The 18,882-nt window shown below is 54.5% G+C and carries 21 protein-coding genes; 11 read left to right on the top strand and 10 right to left on the bottom strand.

All coding sequences use genetic code 11. From position 1 onward, the window contains the following. Positions 1-18 precede the first annotated feature (18 nt). From pdxY to anmK, 5 genes are all read right to left on the bottom strand, one after another. Complete coding sequence (pdxY, locus tag MX657_RS10320; protein WP_119914724.1) at positions 19-879, bottom strand: pyridoxal kinase PdxY; 861 nt, start codon at positions 877-879, stop codon at positions 19-21. Between the two features lie 66 nt (positions 880-945). Next, positions 946-2,220 carry a tyrosine--tRNA ligase gene (gene tyrS, locus MX657_RS10315; RefSeq protein WP_080327312.1) on the bottom strand — a complete coding sequence of 425 codons (1,275 nt, stop codon included), beginning with the start codon at positions 2,218-2,220 and terminating at the stop codon, positions 946-948. Between the two features lie 125 nt (positions 2,221-2,345). Next, positions 2,346-3,002 (bottom strand): pyridoxamine 5'-phosphate oxidase, encoded by a 657-nt coding sequence (pdxH, locus tag MX657_RS10310; protein ID WP_119914726.1) that lies wholly within the window; start codon positions 3,000-3,002, stop codon positions 2,346-2,348. 57 nt (positions 3,003-3,059) lie between these two features. Continuing rightward, the gene (mliC, locus tag MX657_RS10305; protein WP_028012908.1) at positions 3,060-3,383 is read right to left on the bottom strand and encodes a C-type lysozyme inhibitor; all 324 of its coding nucleotides are present in this window, start codon (positions 3,381-3,383) and stop codon (positions 3,060-3,062) included. 93 nt (positions 3,384-3,476) lie between these two features. Continuing rightward, on the bottom strand, positions 3,477-4,601 hold the full coding sequence (anmK, locus tag MX657_RS10300) for an anhydro-N-acetylmuramic acid kinase (protein WP_219367084.1): 1,125 nt from the start codon (positions 4,599-4,601) through the stop codon (positions 3,477-3,479). Between the two features lie 255 nt (positions 4,602-4,856). On the opposite strand from anmK, the gene slyB reads away from it, so the two are divergent. Together slyB and MX657_RS10290 are read left to right on the top strand one after the other, a co-directional pair. Next, positions 4,857-5,324 (top strand): outer membrane lipoprotein SlyB, encoded by a 468-nt coding sequence (slyB, locus tag MX657_RS10295; RefSeq protein WP_080327315.1) that lies wholly within the window; start codon positions 4,857-4,859, stop codon positions 5,322-5,324. Positions 5,325-5,522: 198 nt separating this feature from the next. Then, on the top strand, positions 5,523-6,884 hold the full coding sequence (locus tag MX657_RS10290; protein ID WP_119914729.1) for a sensor domain-containing diguanylate cyclase: 1,362 nt from the start codon (positions 5,523-5,525) through the stop codon (positions 6,882-6,884). Between the two features lie 37 nt (positions 6,885-6,921). Here MX657_RS10290 and slyA read toward each other — a convergent pair whose 3' ends face one another. Further along, positions 6,922-7,362: a transcriptional regulator SlyA gene (gene slyA / locus MX657_RS10285; protein WP_021241135.1), complete on the bottom strand. Its 441-nt coding sequence runs from the start codon at positions 7,360-7,362 to the stop codon at positions 6,922-6,924. A gap of 186 nt (positions 7,363-7,548) precedes the next feature. On the opposite strand from slyA, the gene MX657_RS10280 reads away from it, so the two are divergent. From MX657_RS10280 to MX657_RS10270, 3 genes are read left to right on the top strand one after another with little or no spacing between them, the layout of a single operon-like run. Further along, positions 7,549-7,785, top strand: coding sequence for a DUF1656 domain-containing protein (locus MX657_RS10280; protein ID WP_080327317.1), 237 nt, complete (start codon positions 7,549-7,551; stop codon positions 7,783-7,785). Positions 7,786-7,787: 2 nt separating this feature from the next. After that, positions 7,788-8,648, top strand: coding sequence for an efflux RND transporter periplasmic adaptor subunit (locus tag MX657_RS10275; protein ID WP_218728950.1), 861 nt, complete (start codon positions 7,788-7,790; stop codon positions 8,646-8,648). Continuing rightward, the gene (locus MX657_RS10270) at positions 8,648-10,681 is read left to right on the top strand and encodes an FUSC family protein (RefSeq protein ID WP_080327320.1); all 2,034 of its coding nucleotides are present in this window, start codon (positions 8,648-8,650) and stop codon (positions 10,679-10,681) included. Before MX657_RS10275 ends, MX657_RS10270 begins: the two co-directional genes overlap by 1 nt. Here MX657_RS10270 and sodC read toward each other — a convergent pair. The 3 genes from sodC to MX657_RS10255 form a co-directional block, all read right to left on the bottom strand. Beyond that, entirely contained in the window at positions 10,660-11,178 is a 519-nt protein-coding gene (gene sodC / locus MX657_RS10265) for a superoxide dismutase [Cu-Zn] SodC (RefSeq protein ID WP_119914732.1), read from the bottom strand. The genes MX657_RS10270 and sodC overlap by 22 nt on opposite strands. 80 nt (positions 11,179-11,258) lie before the next feature. Then, positions 11,259-12,155: an aldo/keto reductase gene (locus MX657_RS10260; RefSeq protein ID WP_080327322.1), complete on the bottom strand. Its 897-nt coding sequence runs from the start codon at positions 12,153-12,155 to the stop codon at positions 11,259-11,261. A 48-nt stretch (positions 12,156-12,203) separates the two neighbouring features. After that, positions 12,204-12,443 carry a DUF1289 domain-containing protein gene (locus MX657_RS10255; protein WP_048222771.1) on the bottom strand — a complete coding sequence of 80 codons (240 nt, stop codon included), beginning with the start codon at positions 12,441-12,443 and terminating at the stop codon, positions 12,204-12,206. Positions 12,444-12,591: 148 nt separating this feature from the next. On the opposite strand from MX657_RS10255, the gene eptA reads away from it, so the two are divergent. From eptA to rnt, 5 genes are all read left to right on the top strand, one after another. Then, positions 12,592-14,217 carry a phosphoethanolamine transferase EptA gene (gene eptA / locus MX657_RS10250; protein ID WP_346808352.1) on the top strand — a complete coding sequence of 542 codons (1,626 nt, stop codon included), beginning with the start codon at positions 12,592-12,594 and terminating at the stop codon, positions 14,215-14,217. A 41-nt stretch (positions 14,218-14,258) separates the two neighbouring features. Then, entirely contained in the window at positions 14,259-14,858 is a 600-nt protein-coding gene (locus MX657_RS10245; RefSeq protein WP_346808350.1) for a TetR/AcrR family transcriptional regulator, read from the top strand. Between the two features lie 53 nt (positions 14,859-14,911). Further along, a complete protein-coding gene (locus MX657_RS10240) occupies positions 14,912-16,009 on the top strand; it encodes an alkene reductase (RefSeq protein ID WP_346808349.1) in 1,098 nt (365 codons plus the stop codon). A gap of 100 nt (positions 16,010-16,109) precedes the next feature. After that, on the top strand, positions 16,110-16,517 hold the full coding sequence (gene gloA, locus MX657_RS10235) for a lactoylglutathione lyase (RefSeq protein WP_119914736.1): 408 nt from the start codon (positions 16,110-16,112) through the stop codon (positions 16,515-16,517). 95 nt (positions 16,518-16,612) lie between these two features. Then, complete coding sequence (rnt, locus tag MX657_RS10230; protein ID WP_080327327.1) at positions 16,613-17,263, top strand: ribonuclease T; 651 nt, start codon at positions 16,613-16,615, stop codon at positions 17,261-17,263. A gap of 44 nt (positions 17,264-17,307) precedes the next feature. Here rnt and grxD read toward each other — a convergent pair whose 3' ends face one another. After that, a complete protein-coding gene (grxD, locus tag MX657_RS10225; protein ID WP_003832760.1) occupies positions 17,308-17,655 on the bottom strand; it encodes a monothiol glutaredoxin 4 in 348 nt (115 codons plus the stop codon). Between the two features lie 338 nt (positions 17,656-17,993). Here grxD and MX657_RS10220 point away from each other — a divergent pair, with 338 nt between their 5' ends. Beyond that, on the top strand, positions 17,994-18,767 hold the full coding sequence (locus tag MX657_RS10220; protein ID WP_080327328.1) for a C40 family peptidase: 774 nt from the start codon (positions 17,994-17,996) through the stop codon (positions 18,765-18,767). Positions 18,768-18,882 lie beyond the last annotated feature (115 nt).

Here is an 18,882-nt window from a genome sequence, read left to right as displayed (position 1 = left end):
CCTAAGAACTCTGGACGATTATAATCGTGTGGCGCTGAAATAATGCTCCGGCTTCGCAATACGATCCTGTGCCGCAACCACCTGCAGTTCATATTCCTGCATTTCCTTCGTTGCAATCATGATTTCGTACACCGCAGCAGTTACATGCTCCAGCGCGTCTCTCACCGTAGCACCCTGCAGCAATTTCACCAGCAATAGCCCGCTGGTCACATCACCCACGCCCACCGGTTGACGCGTGCCGAAATCCACCAGCGGCCGGCTGATATGCCAGGCTTCATCCTTCGTCACCAGCAGCATCTCAAAACGGTCTCTGCTCAATCCTGCGCGGGCGAGATGTTTTACCAGCACAATCTCTGGCCCCTGGGCTATTAGCTCGCGAGAGGCACTTACTGCCTCTTCTACACTGTTAACCGGATGCTCACAGAGGATTTCCAGCTCAATGAGGTTAGGCGCGATGATGTCGCTGGCCGGTAGCGCATGGCGAACGTGGAACTCCGCTACCCCAGGCGCAACGATGCACCCTTTCTCCGGGTGGCCCATGACGGGGTCACAGAAGTATTTCGCTGCCGGGTTTACCGCTTTCACCTGGCGCACGATCCCGAGGATATGCTCCCCCTGCTCCGCTGAGCCGAGATAGCCGCTCAGCACGGCGTCACAGCGTTTGAGCTGGTCGATATCCGCAATACCCTGCACAACCTCTGTGAGGTGCGAAGGCGGCATCACGCAGCCGGTCCATTTGCCGTATTGCGTGTGGTTAGAGAACTGCACGGTATTGAGGGGCCAGACGTTGGCACCGAGGCGGCGCATCGGGAATTCCGCTGCGCTATTGCCAGCATGTCCAAACACAACGTGGGACTGAATGGCGAGGATGTTCTTCATCTTTTTCTTACCAAACCCTGAAAAAACAAAAAGGGCGTGGTTTCCCACGCCCCTCGAGACTTTTACTTACTTCCAGCAGACCAGACAGTAGTTTTTCTTACCGCGACGCAGCAGCGTGTAGCGGCCATACAGACGATCGCCGTCTACGAAGGTGTATTCCGGGTCAGCCTGCTTTTCACCGTTGATGGTGATAGCGTTAGAGGCAATCGTTTTACGCGCCTGGCCGCGAGACGGTTGCAGCTCAGAGTCCACCAGCGCCTGCATCAGGTCTGCGCCTTTTTCCATCTCAACCATCGGTACGCCGTCCTGCGCCAGCTGTTCGAAGTCCGCTTCGCTCAGATCGCTCAGCGTACCGTTGAACAGGCTCGCCGTGATGCGTTTCGCCGCAGCCAGACCTTCTTCACCGTGAACCAGTTTGGTCACTTCATCCGCCAGCACGTACTGGGCACGCGGTGCTTTACCGCTGTTCTTGTCTTCTTCTTCCAGCGCATTGATCTCTGCAATGTCCATGAAGGTGAAGAACTTCAGGAAGCGGTAAACATCGGCATCCGCCGTGTTGATCCAGAACTGGTAGAATTTGTACGGGCTGGTTTTCTTCGGATCGAGCCACACAGCGCCGCCTTCGGTTTTACCGAATTTGGTGCCGTCTGCTTTGGTGATCAGCGGAACGGTCAGGCCAAAGACCTGGTTCTGATGCAGGCGACGGGTCAGGTCGATACCGGAGGTGATGTTCCCCCACTGGTCAGAACCGCCGATCTGCAGAGAAACGCCGTGCAGCTTGTTCAGGCAGGCAAAGTCATAGCCCTGCAGCAGGTTGTAGGAGAACTCGGTAAAGGAGATACCCTGGTCGTCACGGTTCAGACGCTGCTTAACGGCTTCTTTGTTAATCATCTGGTTAACAGAGAAGTGCTTGCCGATATCACGCAGGAAGGTTAGCACGTTCATGCTGCCAAACCAGTCGTAGTTATTGGCAGCAATGGCAGCGTTATCGCCACAGTTGAAGTCGAGGAACGGTGCAACCTGCTTGCGGATTTTATCCACCCACTCCTGCACGGTGTCTTCGGTATTCAGTTTACGCTCAGCGGCTTTAAAGCTTGGGTCACCAATCAGACCGGTCGCACCGCCCACCAGGGCAACAGGCTTATGGCCCGCCATCTGGAAGCGTTTCAGGCATAACAATGGAACAAGATGCCCCAAATGCAAGCTGTCAGCGGTGGGATCGAAGCCGCAATAGAGCGCGATCGGGCCTTGCGCCAGTCGCTCTGCTAACGCTTCCTCGTCCGTCACCTGGGCCACGAGACCCCGCTCTTGCAATTGTTTAATCAAGTTACTGCTTGCCATCAAATTCTCCATGTATAAACGACTGCACCTTTGCCGGTACACGACTTTTCGCCTGATGCGAAAGGACCATAGAATAAAGCGCCAGCGCGGTGTGCGCTAGCGCTTAAATCAACAAATTTTGGGGATTACGGGGCCAGTCTGTCGATTTTCCAGCCACCGTTGTCGCGCTGGTATAAAAAGCGGTCGTGCAGGCGATGCTCACCGCCCTGCCAGAATTCCATCTGCTCAATCGGAATGCGGAAACCGCCCCAGAAGCCTGGCAGAGGAATTTCACCCTGCTGGAACTTCTGTTTCAGTTCGAGGAATTTGCTTTCCAGCACGCCGCGAGCAGAGATCCGGCTGGACTGTTTTGACACCCAGGCGCCAATCTGGCTGTCACGCGGGCGGCTGTGAAAATACTTCACCACTTCAAGGGTAGAGAGACGCTCCGCTTTGCCGGTGACCATCACCTGGCGATCCAGCATATGCCACGGGAACAGCAGGCTGATGCGTGGATTGTTTTCTAAATGGTGCGCTTTGCGGCTGCCAAGGTTGGTGTAGAACACCAGCCCTTTATCGTCATAATGTTTGAGCAAGACGATGCGCTGATAGGGTTGACCATTTTCATCTACCGTCGCGACTACCATTGCGGTGGGATCGACGATTTTAGCTTCACAGGCCTGTTTCAGCCAGTGTTCAAAGAGCTCGAGGGGTTCAGCGGGAAGATCCTGGCGACGCAGGCCGCCTTTAGTGTATTCACGGCGCAGGTGCGCAACTTGCTGCAGTTCGTCGTTATCTGACATGGCGTTAGCTGACCTTGAGATTGGGTGGCGCTATTGTGCGCCGCCCCTGTAAAAATCTCAACGCTTCGGATTTTCAAGCTGGCAATTGTTCAGCACAATGCGGTCGCGTTTGTAGACCGTGGCGCTGTCGCCTTTCGACCAGAAGACATAAATGCCGTCCGAATAACGTGCCCCGGAGGCCGAGATACCCTGCTTAAGGGTCAACAGTTTATTGTCGTAAACAAAGCTGGCTTCCTGGCGCGGATTATTCAGTTTCACGGTCAGCGGTTTTTCATCGCAGCGGTACTCCAGCGTATCGGTCTGCATGCGCTCAAGGAACTGATTGTAGACGCTGCATCCTGACAGCAATAAAGGCGCGGCAATAAGAAGAAGTTTTTTCATGGGCGTATTCCGAAGACTTTCCTGGTCCTGGAGGGCGTGACTGCCCTCCTGTTTCGTTCCATTCTAACGACGACACGCTGTGCTGGAATTCAGTTAACTCTGATTATGACGCGGATTTGCCGGGAAAATCGCCCCGAGGACGCTGGCCTCGCGCGCGCCAGTCACCGAGGGCAAATTGCCCGGCAGTCCGGCTATGGTGCGCCAGGCAAGCCAGGCGAAAGCCAGCGCTTCCATATCGTCACCGCTGATGCCGGCCTCATCCGTCGTGGTCACCTCGGTGCCCGGCAGCAGCCCGGCAAGACGCGCCATCACCAGCGGATTGCGGCTTCCCCCACCGCACACCAGCAGGCGTTCGCATCCGCCGCTGAGCAGCACTTGCTCGGAAATCGACACGGCCGTTAATTCTGCAAGCGTCGCCTGGACGTCCTGCGGGGCGAGTGCCGGGAACAGCGCCAGCTGGCGCTCGAGCCAGCCAAAGTTGAAGTATTCCCGCCCCGTACTTTTCGGTGCCGGTAAGGCAAAATAAGGATCGCTTAACATGGACTGCAGCAGCGGGAGGATCACCTTCCCTTCGCTCGCCCACCCGGCGTTTTTGTCATACGGTTGACCGCACTGCCGCCAAATCCAGGCATCCATTAACATATTTCCCGGGCCGGTATCGTAGCCGCGAACGGGCTGGCCCGGAATAAGCATCGAGAGGTTTGCAATGCCCCCAATATTGAGCACCATGCGGCGTTCTGAAGGGTGCGCCAGCAGCGCCTGATGGAAGGCAGGCACCAGCGGTGCGCCCTGGCCGCCAAGCGCCATATCGCGGCGGCGAAAATCCCCGACGACCGTTACGCCAGTCTTCGCCACAATCTGATTGTTATCGCCGATTTGCATCGTATGCGGCGCATCGCCCGTCGGCTCATGCCAGACCGTTTGTCCGTGACACCCGATGGCGACCACATCCTGCGGGCGAAGATGTTCTTTTTGCATTAAAGCCTGCACCGCATCCGCAAACAGCGCCCCCAGGCGAACATCGAGTTGGCCAAGCTGGGAGAGCGTCAGCTGCTGCCCCTGACAGATACTCAGAATATCCTCTTTCAGCGAAAGGGGGATTGGCCAGGTCAGGCTCGCCTGCTGCGCCACCATGTTTTCATCAATGGCGGCCAGAACGACATCAACCCCATCCAGACTGGTGCCTGACATCACACCAATGTAGCGACCCGATTTCATGCGCTTTCCTTACGTTGCGTGGGCTAAGGTTATCCACTCAACCATAAACAGCGCTGCTTTGCTATCCGACGATAATATTTTTTAACAATGTGATGCGGGTAAACCGGGCGGATCCTGTTTATGTCTCGTTAAGCTAAATTCAAGTACAATTTTCTTATTGTTAGTGCAAAGATATGAACTATGGCCCCTTATGCCATATAATTTAGCCATAACGGATGCCCCCGATTGGGCGTTTTTGGTGAACAGGAGATTCAAATGATTTTACGTGTACTGGGCGTTTCGCTGATTGGTTTAACCCTGGCTGGCTGTGTTAACGACAGTTCGCTCTCTGGCGACGTTTACAGCGCTTCTGAAGCGAAACAGGTTCAGAGCGTGACTTACGGTACCGTTGTTAACGCCCGTCCTGTACAAATTCAGGGTGGCGATGATAACAACGTGATGGGCGCAATCGGCGGTGCCGTTCTGGGTGGTTTCCTGGGCAATACCGTTGGCGGCGGCACGGGCCGTTCTCTGGCGACCGCAGCGGGCGCCGTAGCAGGTGGTGTCGCGGGTCAGGGCGTTCAGGGTGCAATGAACAAAACCCAGGGCGTAGAGCTGGAAATTCGTAAAGACGACGGCAGCACCATTATGGTTGTTCAGAAACAGGGCAACACCCGCTTCTCTGCCGGCCAGCGCGTCGTGCTGGCGAGCAACGGCAGCCAGGTTACCGTTTCTCCGCGTTAATTAAAAAATGGATGTGGTCAGATGGCCACATCCATTTACAATATATATCACTTGCACGAATATATTTACAAATTATATTCACCACACCAATAATTAACCTCACCGTATATTGTTTCCGCGCAAAGTATTTATTGCATTAATTGGTTAGACTCTTCGCAATTACCTCCCCACAATTATTTTTATTTTGTAAAAATTTATATGCTTGCGAATAGTCGTTGTATAAAAGTTCGTTATCTCTCGTTCTGTTTCGGCTGCCTTGTCGTCATCGGAATATTACAAGCTCTATTTTCAAAACTGGTTGAATGGGTTCCGTCCTTCTCGCCTCTTTTGTTCCCCACGCTCACCATTTTTTTACTCGTGTTCCACCTGTTTATTGCCTGTTTTATGGCAATGAAATACTGGTGTGATAAGCGGCGGCTCTATCTGGTTGCGATCTCTTTTGCCTTTGCCGGTTCGGCATTGCTGATGGTCGGAACGTTGACCAGCTTTCCGGCGTGGCTGGATCTCTATCAGTTCAACGTTGTGAACTACAACGATGCGATGATCTACTACATGTTCCGCCACCTCTTAATGGCGGTCCTGATGATCGTTTCGGCATTACTTTATCCCACACGCAATCAGCCCCTTTCACGGTTGGCGCATATCATCATCGTTAGCGGCTCATTTCTTTTTACCGCATGTGTGATGATTCTGGCCTGGATGTATTCCAGCCATTCTTCGTTTTTATCCCTTGATCTGGTTGATAATGAAACGCGTCAGTTTATGGTTCTCTGGAGCCAGTGCATTAATATTTCATTAATCGTTCTCTGGGTCGTCACATTAGCCACGCTGATGTTTATTACGCGCGTGCGTAATCTGTTCTGGGTAGGCGGTAATTTTCTGTGCGTCTGCTATGTCGTCACGCTCTCAATGCTGTTAGTTGGCGGGCATCCAGAAGATATATCCTGGTACCGCGCCCGATTATTTGAAACCGTCGCGACGCTGATTATTATTTTTGTGCTGCTCTATGATGTCTTCAGGTTGTATCGTGATTCCCATTTGAAGTATCAGCAGTCGTATCAAAATTCGATTCGCGATCCGCTCACGCGCCTTTATAACCGCAGCTATTTTTATGAGTCGTTAAACCAGGCGCTGGACATCGCCAAACCCAGCCGCCCGGTTTCGATTATCGTCAGCGATCTCGATCGTTTCAAGCGTATCAACGACAACTACGGTCACCTGCAAGGGGATAAAGTCCTGCAGTTTGTCGCCAATCTGCTGATGGATTCCGTACGTCCGCAGGACATCGCGGCGCGAATCGGTGGCGAAGAGTTTGTCCTGATGCTGGCAAACACCTCCGCAGAAGACGCATATCAGGTGGCGGAGCGCATTCGGCTGAAGCTAAGCGGTTTTGATAAAATGAGCAGCGAGGGTCAGTTACCAGAGCCGATTACCATCAGCATGGGGGTGTTTACGGCAACCTCTTCGTCGGTAAGCGCAGAAGAGTGCGTGGAGAGTGCCGATAAGGCGATGTACGAAGCAAAAGAGACAGGCCGTAACCGCGTCGTTGTCTTTAAGTAAAAACAAGGCCTTGCAGATGCAAGGCCTTGTTGTCTGGTCAGTCGCGAGACTGTAGCTCGTGAATGTTTTGCTCAAGGCGCGCAATGAGGCTGATGAGCATTTCAAGCTCCGCCGGTGAAACGCCTGACAGGATTTCACCGCGCGTTTTGGTGATCACCGCTTCCATTTCAGTGATGATAGGCGCCGCTTTCTCAGTGAGCTTAATGCGCTTGGCGCGACGATCGCTGGCGCAGGTCTGCCGGGAGATCAGCCCCTTTTCCTCGAGCTGGTCAAGCGTACGCACCAGCGAAGGCTGTTCAATACCTATCGCTTTTGCCAGTTGAATTTGTGACTGGTCAGGCGGCAGCTGATGAATGTTGTGCAGCGTGACCCAATGCGTCTGTGTCAACTCCAGAGGTTTCAGGCGATGGTCAATCAGAGCACGCCAGACGCGTACCAACCTTGCCAGATCAGAACCTAGTGGCGATTCCAATTTCATCTCCTTATAATTAGCTTGCTAAGTTATTATACTGATTTTAGAATAGTGTGCAGCATTTGTATTGGCAAAACAAATGCAATACTGCATTCATCGAACTCAAAAGTATGACTTACACTGAATTGTGATGCTTCCTCATACTCAGACAAGCCGTCGCGGCAATCTGTTCACTGCAAAGGATTTCTGCCTGTGATCTTTTTTCATCGCTCAGAAGGTTTACCCCTTCAGGACCTGATTTTCGGTGCGTCAGTCTACTTTCCTCCCCTGTTTAAAGCCGTGCTGGTGGGCTTTGTTCTCTGGCTCATTGCGCATCGTTTGCTTCGCGACTGGATGTACTCCGGCGAAATCTGGCATCCCATGTTGATGGATCTCTCCCTGTTTGCCCTCTGCGTATGCCTGGGCCTTGCTGTTTTGACTGCGTGGTGAATATGTCCCTGAAAACGCTGAAGTACTTTTCCACTCTCTTTGTGCTTGCCCTCGCGCTGGTTGCGGGCTGGTGGTTGTGGAATTTTTATATGCAGTCCCCCTGGACGCGTGATGGCAAAGTTCGCGCTGAGCAGGTCAGCATCACCCCGCAGGTATCGGGCAGTATCACGACATTACTGGTTAAAGATAACCAGTACGTGAAAAAGGGAGAGGTTTTATTCCGTATCGACGACACCCCGTATCATATTGCGATTCTGAATGCCCAGGCTCAGCTGGCAAAAGCCCAGTCTGATTTAGCAAAGGCCAATAACGAAGCAAACCGCCGCCGCCACCTGTCGCAAAACTACATCTCAGCGGAGGATTTAGACACCGCTAATATCAACGTTAAGGCGATGCAGGCGAGCGTCAACGTAGCGGAGGCGACACTGAAGCAGGCGCAGTGGGAGCTCACACAAACCGTGATTACTGCGCCTGTCGATGGGTGGGTGACGAACCTTTCCGCCCGCGTGGGTAACTACGCCACTACCGGTCAGCCGGTTTTTGCTCTCGTCGACAGCCACTCCTTCTACGTGGTGGGCTATTTCGAAGAGACAAAACTTCGGCATATTCGCGAGGGATCGCCCGCCGCGATTACGCTTTACAGCGGCTCGCAAAAGTTACAGGGTCACGTATCCAGCATTGGCCGCGCCATTTACGATCAAAGTGTCGAAACGGATTCCGGCCTGGTGCCGGACATTAAGCCGAACGTGCCGTGGGTACGTCTTGCTCAGCGCGTTCCGGTACGCGTGGAGTTTGACCGCCTACCCAAGGACATTACGCTGGTATCGGGCACCACCTGCACCGTCTCCATCGGAAACCATTAATGAAGCTGTCGGCGCTCTCCTGGCAAAATACGCCGTGGATGAAGGCCACGCGTCCCCAGTGGCGCTACGCGCTGCGTAATGGCATAGCCATGTGTCTTGCGCTAAGCGTTGCCTACTACCTGAACCTGGATGAACCCTACTGGGCGATGACCTCTGCGGCTGTCGTGAGTTTCCCCACCGTTGGCGGGGTGATCAGCAAAAGCCTGGGCCGTATTGCAGGTAGCCTGCTGGGTGCCACCGCGGCGTTGATTATCGCGGGTCATACCCTGAACGATCCGTGGCTGTTCCTGCTGAGCATGGCGGCATGGCTGGGATGCTGTACCTGGGCCTGTGCCCATTTTACCAATAACGTCGCCTATGCTTTCCAGCTGGCGGGCTATACCGCCGCCATTATTGCCTTCCCGGTAGTGAACGTGCTCGACACCACCGAGCTGTGGGACATCGCTCAGGCCCGCGTCTGTGAAGTGATTGTCGGGATCCTCAGCGGCGGCTTCATGATGATGATCCTGCCCAGCACGTCCGACGGCACTGCGCTTATTACCGCACTGAAAACCATGCATACCCGCCTGCTGGAACATGCCAGCCTGCTGTGGCAACCCGATACCAGTGATAATATTCGCCTCGCCCATGAAAAGGTTATCGGACAGATCCTGACCATGAATCTGTTGCGTATTCAGGCGTTCTGGAGCCATTACCGTTTTCGCCGTCAGAACACCCTGCTTAACTATTTGCTGCACCAGCAGCTGCGCATGACCAGCGCCATTTCCAGCCTGCGTCGGATGCTGCTCAACTGGCCGACGCCCCCCGAAAATACCCGTGCCGTGATCGAGACCCTGCTCGCGGCGCTCGCGCGCCCGGATGCTGACATCTACACCGTCGCGAGGATCATCGCCCCGCTCGCTCCCGTGGATGAATATGATTATCGCCATCGCGCCTTCTGGCAGCGGCTGAATTATTTTTGCCGGTTATATCTGCGTAGCAGCCGCTGGATTAACGCGGTTGAGAATGCCACCCCGGTCACGGAGTTTAACGTTCCCGGCAGCCCCGCTCTCGCACGTCACACCGATTATCTGGAAGCGCTGTGGAGCGGTTTTCGCACCTTCTGCGCACTGATGCTGGTGGGGGCGTGGAGCATCACCACGCAGTGGGAATCCGGTACGGCCGCCCTGACGCTTGCCGCCATCAGCTGCGTGCTTTACTCCGTCGCAGCCTCGCCGTTTAACTCGCTTACGCTGCTGCTACGCACGCTTGTTTTGCTGTCACTGTTTAGTTTTGTGGTGAAGTTTGGTCTGATGGTGCAGATAAGCGATCTGTGGCAGTTCCTGCTGTTTCTTTTTCCGCTGTTAACCACCATGCAGCTACTCAAGCTGCAAATGCCGAAGCTTGCTGGGCTCTGGGGACAGCTGATTGTCTTTATGGGCTCGTTTATCTCCGTGACGAATCCGCCGGTGTATGACTACGCCGATTTTCTGAATGACAATCTGGCGAAGATCCTTGGCGTCGGGCTGGCGTGGCTGGCTTTTGCGGTGTTGCGCCCCGGCTCAGACGCACGCAAGAGCCGTCGGCATATCCGGGAATTACGCCGGGGCTTTGTCGACCAGCTCAGCCGCAAACCGCATCTGCGTGAAAGCGAGTACGAGTCGCTGGTTTATCATCATGTCAGCCAGCTAAATAACAGCCAGGACGCGCTCTCCCGCCGCTGGCTGCTGCGCTGGGGCGTGGTGCTGTTGAACTGCTCGCACGTGGTCTGGCAGCTTCGCGCGTGGGAAACGCGCTCCGATCCGCTGTCGCAGGTACGTGACGTTTGCCTCTCCCTGCTGCGCGATGTAATGAGCGAGCGCGGCGTTCAGCAGCGGCCTCTGGAGGCTACGCTGGCTGAACTACAGCGGATCTGCGATACCCTTGCGCGCCATCATCTGCCCGCTGCCCGTGATTTAGCCTCGATAATCTGGCGCCTGCACTGCTCGCTCTCGCAGCTGGAACAGGCACCTCCGCCGGGAACGATTGGGGATCAGATCACCCCGCAGGCATAACGTGCCCCGCCACCGCCAAGCGGTTTAGGCTGATCGGACATGTTATCGCCGCCCACATGAATCATCAGAGCCTTCCCTTTGACCTCGTCCAGCTTTTTCAGCCGCGGGGCCACGACCGGATCCGTGGCTTTACCGTCATTGTTCACCACCAGCACCGGGAGATCGCCGAGGTGTCCCATACCGTCTGGCCCTTCGTGTTTGCCTGAGTTCTGCGGATCGAGATGCCCCCCGGCTGCTTCCGCTGCCGACGGTTTACCCTCTTTCATGGCTGGCTGACAGCTTCCTTTGGCATGGACGTGGAAACCATGTTCGCCAGGCGGGAGTGCTTTGAGATCGGGTGCGAATTCCAGCCCTTTGTCGGTTTCAGTAATTTTCACCGTTCCGATGGACTGACCCACACCCTGTGAGGTGACGAGATTCATTTCTACTTCGTCGCTGGCTGCCTGCGCCCCTGCGCAAACAACCAGCGTGACCAATGCCAGAGCAAAACGCTTCATATGACCTCCGCTGGTTATTTTTTGCCCCTTAAGTGTATACCAGGGGCACAGATTTCACCGGAAAGTCACCCTCTTGCGGTTTAAGGCACGTCGTAACCCAGTGCGGCCTTGCGAATGCGGAACCACTGCTGGCGGGTCATCTGCAGCTCTTCCGCTGCCAGGGCAGAACGCACGCGTTCAATTTTACCAGAACCGATAATTGGCAGCGGTTTTGACGGCAGGCGCAGGATCCAGGCGTAAACCACCTGCTCGATGCTCTCGGCGTTCAGCTCGCGGGCGATTGTTTCAAGCTCGTTGCGCAGCGGCTGGAACGCATCATCATTGAACAGACGTCCGCCTCCCAGGCACGACCAGGCCATCGGGCGAATGCGCAGCTGTTGCAGCTGATCGAGAGTACCGTCCAGCAGCAGCGGCTGGTGTACCGGGGAGATCTCAACCTGGTTCGTGGCCAGAGTAAACGGCAGACGAGACTGGAGCAGCGCAAACTGTGCAGGGGTAAAGTTGGAAACGCCGAAGTGACGCACTTTCCCGCTCTGATGCAGGCTCAGAAACGCCTCCGCCACCTCATCGGCATCCATCAGCGGATCCGGACGGTGAATTAACAGCAGGTCAATACGATCGGTTGCCAGATTGACCAGCGACTGCTCAGCGCTGCTGATGATATGCGCGCTGTCGGTGATGTAATGACCGAGGGCATGTTCAGGTTTTGCCGTGGTGGCAATGCCGCATTTGGTGACAATCTCCATGCGATCGCGGAGCGCCGGAACCAGCTTAAGCGCCTCGCCGAACGCGGCTTCACACTGATAGCCACCGTAAATATCCGCATGATCGACGGTGGTAATGCCTAAATCGATATGCTCTTCAATAAAGCTTGCCAGCTGGAGGGGGGACATATTCCAGTCCATCAGGCGCCAGTAGCCCATGACAAAACGGGAGAATTCTGGCCCCTGGGGGGCAAGGGTAATTCGCTGAACCATAACATTTTCCTCAAGGACGTGATGTCATGAGTATACGCAATTACCGTGTTAAAACAGTGAAGGCTGCTGGGGTTCTTCGGTCTCAGAGGCTTTGTTTGCGCGGATTTTGCGCAAAAGACGCTGCCGACAGAGCCGGAGCACCTCCTGCTTTTGCGTGTCACTGAAGTTTTGCCAGTTAAAACGTTCATCCCGCGTGCGCATACACCCACGGCAATATCCGCGTTCATCCACCTGACAAATCCCCCGGCACGGGCTCTGGATGGGGAAAAACTCCAGCTGCTCTGCCACACTCACCTCCGGTTAACCACTTTCTCTACAGTGAAGACGCTAAACTCGCCGCGTGCAAGGGCTTTACCATAGTTTTGTGGCATTAAGGTTTCACTAATCTTCCCTCTCTATACTCGCCACATCATTACAATGACAGGTTTTACGATTGATGTGGTTAAGTAAAAAGTTACAATGTAACGACATTAAATTTACTCTGGGCTGTGCACTCTTCTTTACTCTGCTTAACGGGCTGTTTATCCAGCGCAGCTGGGCCATTATCGCCCCTGCGCATCTGCACGATATTCTCTTCGCTGCCTCCGTGCCGGTGGTGCTGTTTTGCGGCTGGGTCATTGTGTTTAGCCTACTTAATATCCCGTATATCCGTAAGCCGCTACTGATCGTCTTAACCGTCGGGTGCGCTGCGGCAACGTATTTTATGTTTACCTACGGCGCAGTCATCGATCAGAACATGATTGTGAACGTGTTCGAAACGAACTCCCAGGAAGCCACCGCGCTGGTGACCCCGCAGATGATTCTGTGGATTGTCATAGCCGGTCTTGTTCCATCCCTGGTGCTGGCGCTGACCCGCATTCGTACCGAAAAATGGTGGTATGCCCTGCTGACGCGCGTTGCCGCGATGCTCGGTGCCCTGCTGGTGATTATCCTTATCGCCGCCGTGTTTTATAAAGATTACGCCTCGCTGTTTCGCAATAACAAAAGCATCGTCAAAATGGTCACCCCGGCGAACTACGTCAGCGCCGTGGTGAAATACAGCAAGATGCGCTGGTTTGCCGGCGATCAAACGCTGGTGCGGATTGGCGAAGATGCGCACAAAGGCGCGCTGATTACGGGTCAGCAGAAGAAAACCGTTCTGGTGCTGGTCATCGGCGAAGCGTCGCGCGCAGCGAACTACTCCCTGAATGGCTACGAACGTGAAACCAACCCGGAACTGAAAAAGCAGGATGTGATTAACTTCCCGCAGGCCTCCTCGTGCGGTACTGAAACCGCCGTATCCGTGCCCTGCATGTTCTCCGGCATGACGCGCAGTAAATACGATGCCGACCTGGCGCACCATCAGGAAGGGCTGCTCGACGTGCTCAAGCATGCAGGCGTCAACCTGCTGTGGCGCGACAACGATGGCGGCTGTAAAGGTGCCTGCGATCGTATTCCCCATACCGACATGACGCAGTGGAAGCTGGATCAGTTCTGTAAAGACAAATCCTGTATTGATGACGTGAACTTCTACCGCCTGGACAACGTGCTGGACGGTCTGAAGCAGGATACGGTGCTGGTTATCCACCTGATGGGCAGCCACGGCCCGGCGTACTACCGCCGTTACCCGGATAATTTCCGTAAGTTCACCCCCACCTGTGACACCAATGAGATTCAGGATTGCGATCATCAGGCGCTGATGAATACCTATGACAACACCATCCTGTATACCGACAGCATGGTCAGCAAAACTATTGATGCGCTGAAGGCCCGACAGGCGAACATGAACACCGCGCTGATTTATCTCTCGGATCACGGGGAATCGCTGGGCGAAAGCGGTATTTATCTCCACGGCACGCCGTATATGCTGGCGCCAGAGCAGCAGACGCACATTCCGTTTATGTTCTGGCTGTCACCGGATTATGCGAAAAACTTTGGCATCAACGAGCAGTGTTTACGCGACAATGCAGCAAAAAATGCGGTTTCGCAGGACAATTTATTCTCGACGGTGCTGGGCATGATGGACGTGAAATCAACGGTTTATCAGCAACAGCTGGACATTCTGAGCGCGTGTCGTCGGTAAACGCGCTTGCATTAGACCGAACGGTCTATTAGAGTGAATCCATGAGCAGAAATACTGAACACGATACCCGCGAACACCTCCTGGCGACCGGCGAACTGCTGTGCATGCACCGTGGTTTCACCGGTATGGGGTTGAGCGAGCTATTAAAAACCGCTGAGGTACCGAAGGGATCGTTCTATCACTACTTCCGGTCCAAAGAGGCCTTTGGCGTGGCGATGCTGGAGCGGCACTATGCTGCCTACCACCAGCGCCTGGCGGCCCACTTCGCTACAGGTGAAGGTAACTATCGGGATCGTGTTCTGAACTACTATCAGGAAACGCTGAACCAGTTCTGTCAGCAGGGCATTATCAGCGGATGCCTGACGGTTAAACTCTCTGCCGAAGTGTGCGATCTCTCAGAAGATATGCGTACGGCAATGGATAAAGGCGCCAGCGGCGTTATTGCCCTGCTGGCGCAGGCGCTGGCGAAGGGGCGCGAAGAAAATACGCTCGTCTTCCCCGGCGATCCCTTAACGCAGGCTCAGGTGCTGTACTCTCTCTGGTTAGGCGCCAACCTGCAGGCCAAAATTTCGCGCAGTGCCGTGCCGCTGGAAAGTGCCCTGGCACATGTGAAAAATAACATTACTGCGCCTGGCATTTAACAGGCGTTTTTATTTACCCAACTACTAGTCGACTGGTCTACTCAGGAGTCTTTATGTCAGCTGAAAAATTATTTACCCCTTTAAAAGTGGGTGCCGTCACCGCGCCAAACCGCGTTTTTATGGCTCCGCTTACCCGTCTGCGCAGTATTGAGCCGGGTGACATCCCAACCCCACTGATGGGTGAATACTATCGTCAGCGCGCAAGTTCTGGCCTGATTATCACCGAAGCCACGCAGATCTCTGCTCAGGCCAAGGGATATGCGGGTGCGCCGGGTCTCCATAGCCCGGAGCAGATCGCCGCATGGCAGAAAATCACCGCGGGCGTTCACGCGGAAGAGGGTCGCATTGCGGTCCAGCTGTGGCATACCGGTCGTATTTCTCACAGCAGCATCCAGCCTGGCGGTCAGGCGCCGGTTTCAGCGTCTGCCCTGAACGCGAACACCCGCACCTCCCTGCGCGATGAATACGGCAATGCGATCCGCGTCGATACCAGCACGCCACGCGCGCTGGAGCTGGACGAGATCCCGGGTATCGTAAACGACTTCCGCCAGGCCGTTGCTAACGCCCGTGAAGCCGGTTTCGACCTGGTTGAGCTGCACTCCGCGCACGGTTACCTACTGCACCAGTTCCTGTCACCGTCCTCTAACCATCGTACCGACCAGTACGGCGGCAGCGTCGAAAACCGCGCCCGCCTGGTGCTGGAAGTGGTTGACGCCGTATGTCAGGAGTGGAGCCCGGACCGTATTGGTATTCGCGTCTCCCCAATCGGCTCTTTCCAGAATGTCGACAACGGCCCGAATGAAGAAGCGGACGCACTCTATCTGATTGAAGAGCTGGCGAAACGCGGCATCGCCTATCTGCACATGTCCGAGCCGGACTGGGCTGGCGGTAAGCCGTACACCGAAGCTTTCCGTCAGAAAGTGCGCGAACGTTTCCACGGCGTAATCATCGGTGCGGGAGCTTACACCCCTGAGAAAGCCGAAGATCTGATTAATAAAGGACTGATCGACGCCGTGGCGTTTGGCCGCGACTATATCGCCAACCCGGATCTGGTTGCGCGTCTGCAGCAGAAAGCGGCTCTGAACCCGCAGCGTCCTGAGAGCTTCTACGGCGGCGGCGCGGAAGGCTACACCGACTATCCTTCTCTGTAATCTCGCCATTGTTCATTGATAGCGGCGACACTTCGCCGCTATACTAAAACATCGTTTCTGTTCAAAAAGATACTCTACTCCATTGGTTAATGAGGAAATTATGCGCCTACTTCACACCATGCTGCGCGTTGGCGACCTGCAACGTTCTATCGATTTCTACACTAACGTCCTGGGCATGAAGCTGCTGCGCACCAGCGAAAACCCGGAATACAAATACTCGCTGGCGTTCGTGGGTTACGGCCCGGAAGCGGACGAAGCGGTTATCGAGCTGACCTACAACTGGGGCGTGGACAGCTATGAGCTGGGCACGGCTTACGGCCATATCGCGCTGGAAGTGGACAACGCTGCCGAAGCGTGTGAACGCATTCGCAGCAACGGCGGTAACGTCACGCGCGAAGCGGGCCCGGTAAAAGGCGGCACCACCGTAATTGCGTTTGTTGAAGATCCGGACGGATATAAAATCGAGCTGATTGAAGCCAAAGACGCCGGTCGCGGTCTGGGCAACTGATCCCGCAGGGCGCAATATGCGCCCGTAGTTTTACTGCATCACCCTGCAAAATTTGCCATAATGCGCACTGCTTTTTCCCCTTGTAAGAGACCCTGATGTCCGATAACGCTCAATTTAGCGGTCTGTGCGACCGTTTTCGTGGTTTTTATCCCGTTGTCATTGATGTAGAAACAGCCGGATTTAACGCTAAAACCGATGCGCTGCTCGAAATTGCCGCCATCACGCTGAAGATGGATGAACAGGGCTGGCTTACACCGGACACCACGCTGCATTTCCACGTTGAACCTTTCGAAGGGGCAAACTTACAGCCGGAAGCGCTGGCGTTTAACGGTATCGATCCGCATAACCCGCTGCGTGGTGCAGTCAGTGAGTATGATGCGCTGCACGCCATTTTTAAAATGGTGCGTAAAGGCATGAAAGAGAGCAACTGCAGCCGCGCCATCATGGTGGCCCATAACGCCACGTTCGATCACAGCTTTACCATGGCCGCCGCCGAGCGTGCCGCGCTTAAGCGCAACCCTTTCCACCCGTTCGTGACCTTTGACACCGCCGCGCTAAGCGGCCTGGCGCTGGGACAAACGGTTTTATCCAAAGCCTGCATTACGGCGGGTATACCGTTTGACGGTACCCAGGCGCACTCTGCACTGTATGACACGGAGCGCACCGCGGAGCTGTTCTGTGAGATCGTCAACCGCTGGAAGCGTCTGGGCGGCTGGCCGCTGCCGATGGGCGAAAGTGAAGAATAAAAAAAAGCGACCTCTTCAGGTCGCTTTTTTATTAACGCAGATAATTACTCTGCGTCCGGCTCTTCCGTTTTGTACTTCGCAGCCGTTTCTTTAATCAGCTGCTGCAGTTCGCCGCGCTGATACATCTCAATCAGGATATCGCAGCCGCCCACCAGCTCGCCGTCTACCCACAGCTGTGGAAAAGTCGGCCAGTTAGCGTACTTTGGCAGCTCAGCGCGGATGTCCGGGTTCTGCAGGATATCAACGTAAGCAAAACGCTCACCACAGGCTGACAGCGCCTGAACCGCTTGCGCGGAGAAGCCGCAGCTTGGCAGCTTCGGAGAACCTTTCATATACAGCAGAATTGGGTTTTCAGCGATCTGGCGCTGGATTTTTTCAATAGTGGTGCTCATGTCTTGCTTCCTTTAACTTCTGTTACGGCAGTAGTCTGACATTGTAGCGGGTCAGGCTGGCATCGGAAAATAACATTTTCGTCACGTTTATATATTTTACCCCGACTCCACAAAAGTTGCATTGCAAATGACGTTTACCCCGTCGCCCGTCAGGGTTTTGCTTAGGGAGTGAACAATTGTGCGACAGAACGATGAATTTTTTTGCACTTGCTAACGAAACACGTTTTTAGATTGAAAAATGCTATTAACTTCTCGGGTTTTTATGGATTAGAATCGACGGGCTTTGTAAATCATACGCGGGCATTATTGATGGCCTGCAATTATCAGGGGACTGCCCAGTGGCGCGGATAAATAAAATCTCGATCACGCTCTGTGCTTTACTGTTTACATCACTCTCTTTCACGCCAGCGGCAAACGCCTCTCAGCAGGCGCGGCATTCTGCTGTGCAAAAAAGCCATCTGGTGAAAGCCACAGAGCGTAAGAAAAAGACCAGCAGCAAGAACGACAAGAAAAAAACCACCGCTCAGACGAAACAAACCGCTTCCAGCAAAACGAAAACCAAACCTTCCCGCACAGCCCGCACCGCAAAAAATAAAGCTTCGCAGACCGCCGCTAACCTCGTTACTGAAAAATGCATCGCGCGTAAAGGCCATAAAGCAAAATGCACGAAAGTGACGAAACTGGCAGACGTGCATAAAGTTCGCGTGCAGAAAGCGCAAAAAACGGCGATGAACAAGCTGATGGGACAAATTGGCAAACCTTATCGCTGGGGCGGCAGTTCACCGCGTACCGGTTTCGACTGCAGCGGCCTTGTCTATTACGCCTATAAAGATCTGGTTAAGTTCCGCATTCCACGCACCGCCAATGAGATGTACCACCTGCGCGATGCGTCACCGGTTAACCGGGGTGAGCTGGAAAATGGCGATCTGGTCTTCTTCCGCACCCAGGGTCGCGGCACGGCTGACCACGTCGGCGTCTATGTCGGCAACGGGAAATTCATTCAGTCTCCACGCAGCGGTCAGGACATTCAGATCACCTCTCTCAGTGAAGACTACTGGGTACGTCACTACGTTGGCGCGCGTCGCGTCATGACGCCAAAAACCATTCGTTGATCCCTGCCCTGCCGCACCTGCGGCAGGGTAAGTTCCTCTTTTGCATACCCTTTCAATTTGCTATCCTGTCCTTGTTGTCTGTAGGGTTATTGGCAACACAAAATACAATAAGGAG

The organism is Enterobacter chuandaensis, assembly GCF_039718975.1.
In the GTDB taxonomy this organism is placed as follows: Bacteria; Pseudomonadota; Gammaproteobacteria; order Enterobacterales; family Enterobacteriaceae; genus Enterobacter; species Enterobacter chuandaensis.
The sequence above is the reverse complement of the archived record's forward strand: the minus strand, read 5'-3'. Positions and strand labels throughout refer to the sequence as shown.

Excerpts from the sequence above, each read along its gene's own strand:
- pdxY (WP_119914724.1), bottom strand. The coding sequence starts at position 879 with ATGAAGAACATCCTCGCCATTCAGTCCCACGTTGTGTTTGGACATGCT.
- tyrS (WP_080327312.1), bottom strand. The coding sequence starts at position 2,220 with ATGGCAAGCAGTAACTTGATTAAACAATTGCAAGAGCGGGGTCTCGTG.
- pdxH (WP_119914726.1), bottom strand. The coding sequence starts at position 3,002 with ATGTCAGATAACGACGAACTGCAGCAAGTTGCGCACCTGCGCCGTGAA.
- mliC (WP_028012908.1), bottom strand. The coding sequence starts at position 3,383 with ATGAAAAAACTTCTTCTTATTGCCGCGCCTTTATTGCTGTCAGGATGC.
- anmK (WP_219367084.1), bottom strand. The coding sequence starts at position 4,601 with ATGAAATCGGGTCGCTACATTGGTGTGATGTCAGGCACCAGTCTGGAT.
- slyB (WP_080327315.1), top strand. The coding sequence starts at position 4,857 with ATGATTTTACGTGTACTGGGCGTTTCGCTGATTGGTTTAACCCTGGCT.
- MX657_RS10290 (WP_119914729.1), top strand. The coding sequence starts at position 5,523 with ATGCTTGCGAATAGTCGTTGTATAAAAGTTCGTTATCTCTCGTTCTGT.
- slyA (WP_021241135.1), bottom strand. The coding sequence starts at position 7,362 with ATGAAATTGGAATCGCCACTAGGTTCTGATCTGGCAAGGTTGGTACGC.
- MX657_RS10275 (WP_218728950.1), top strand. The coding sequence starts at position 7,788 with ATGTCCCTGAAAACGCTGAAGTACTTTTCCACTCTCTTTGTGCTTGCC.
- MX657_RS10270 (WP_080327320.1), top strand. The coding sequence starts at position 8,648 with ATGAAGCTGTCGGCGCTCTCCTGGCAAAATACGCCGTGGATGAAGGCC.
- sodC (WP_119914732.1), bottom strand. The coding sequence starts at position 11,178 with ATGAAGCGTTTTGCTCTGGCATTGGTCACGCTGGTTGTTTGCGCAGGG.
- MX657_RS10260 (WP_080327322.1), bottom strand. The coding sequence starts at position 12,155 with ATGGTTCAGCGAATTACCCTTGCCCCCCAGGGGCCAGAATTCTCCCGT.
- eptA (WP_346808352.1), top strand. The coding sequence starts at position 12,592 with ATGTGGTTAAGTAAAAAGTTACAATGTAACGACATTAAATTTACTCTG.
- MX657_RS10245 (WP_346808350.1), top strand. The coding sequence starts at position 14,259 with ATGAGCAGAAATACTGAACACGATACCCGCGAACACCTCCTGGCGACC.
- MX657_RS10240 (WP_346808349.1), top strand. The coding sequence starts at position 14,912 with ATGTCAGCTGAAAAATTATTTACCCCTTTAAAAGTGGGTGCCGTCACC.
- gloA (WP_119914736.1), top strand. The coding sequence starts at position 16,110 with ATGCGCCTACTTCACACCATGCTGCGCGTTGGCGACCTGCAACGTTCT.
- rnt (WP_080327327.1), top strand. The coding sequence starts at position 16,613 with ATGTCCGATAACGCTCAATTTAGCGGTCTGTGCGACCGTTTTCGTGGT.
- grxD (WP_003832760.1), bottom strand. The coding sequence starts at position 17,655 with ATGAGCACCACTATTGAAAAAATCCAGCGCCAGATCGCTGAAAACCCA.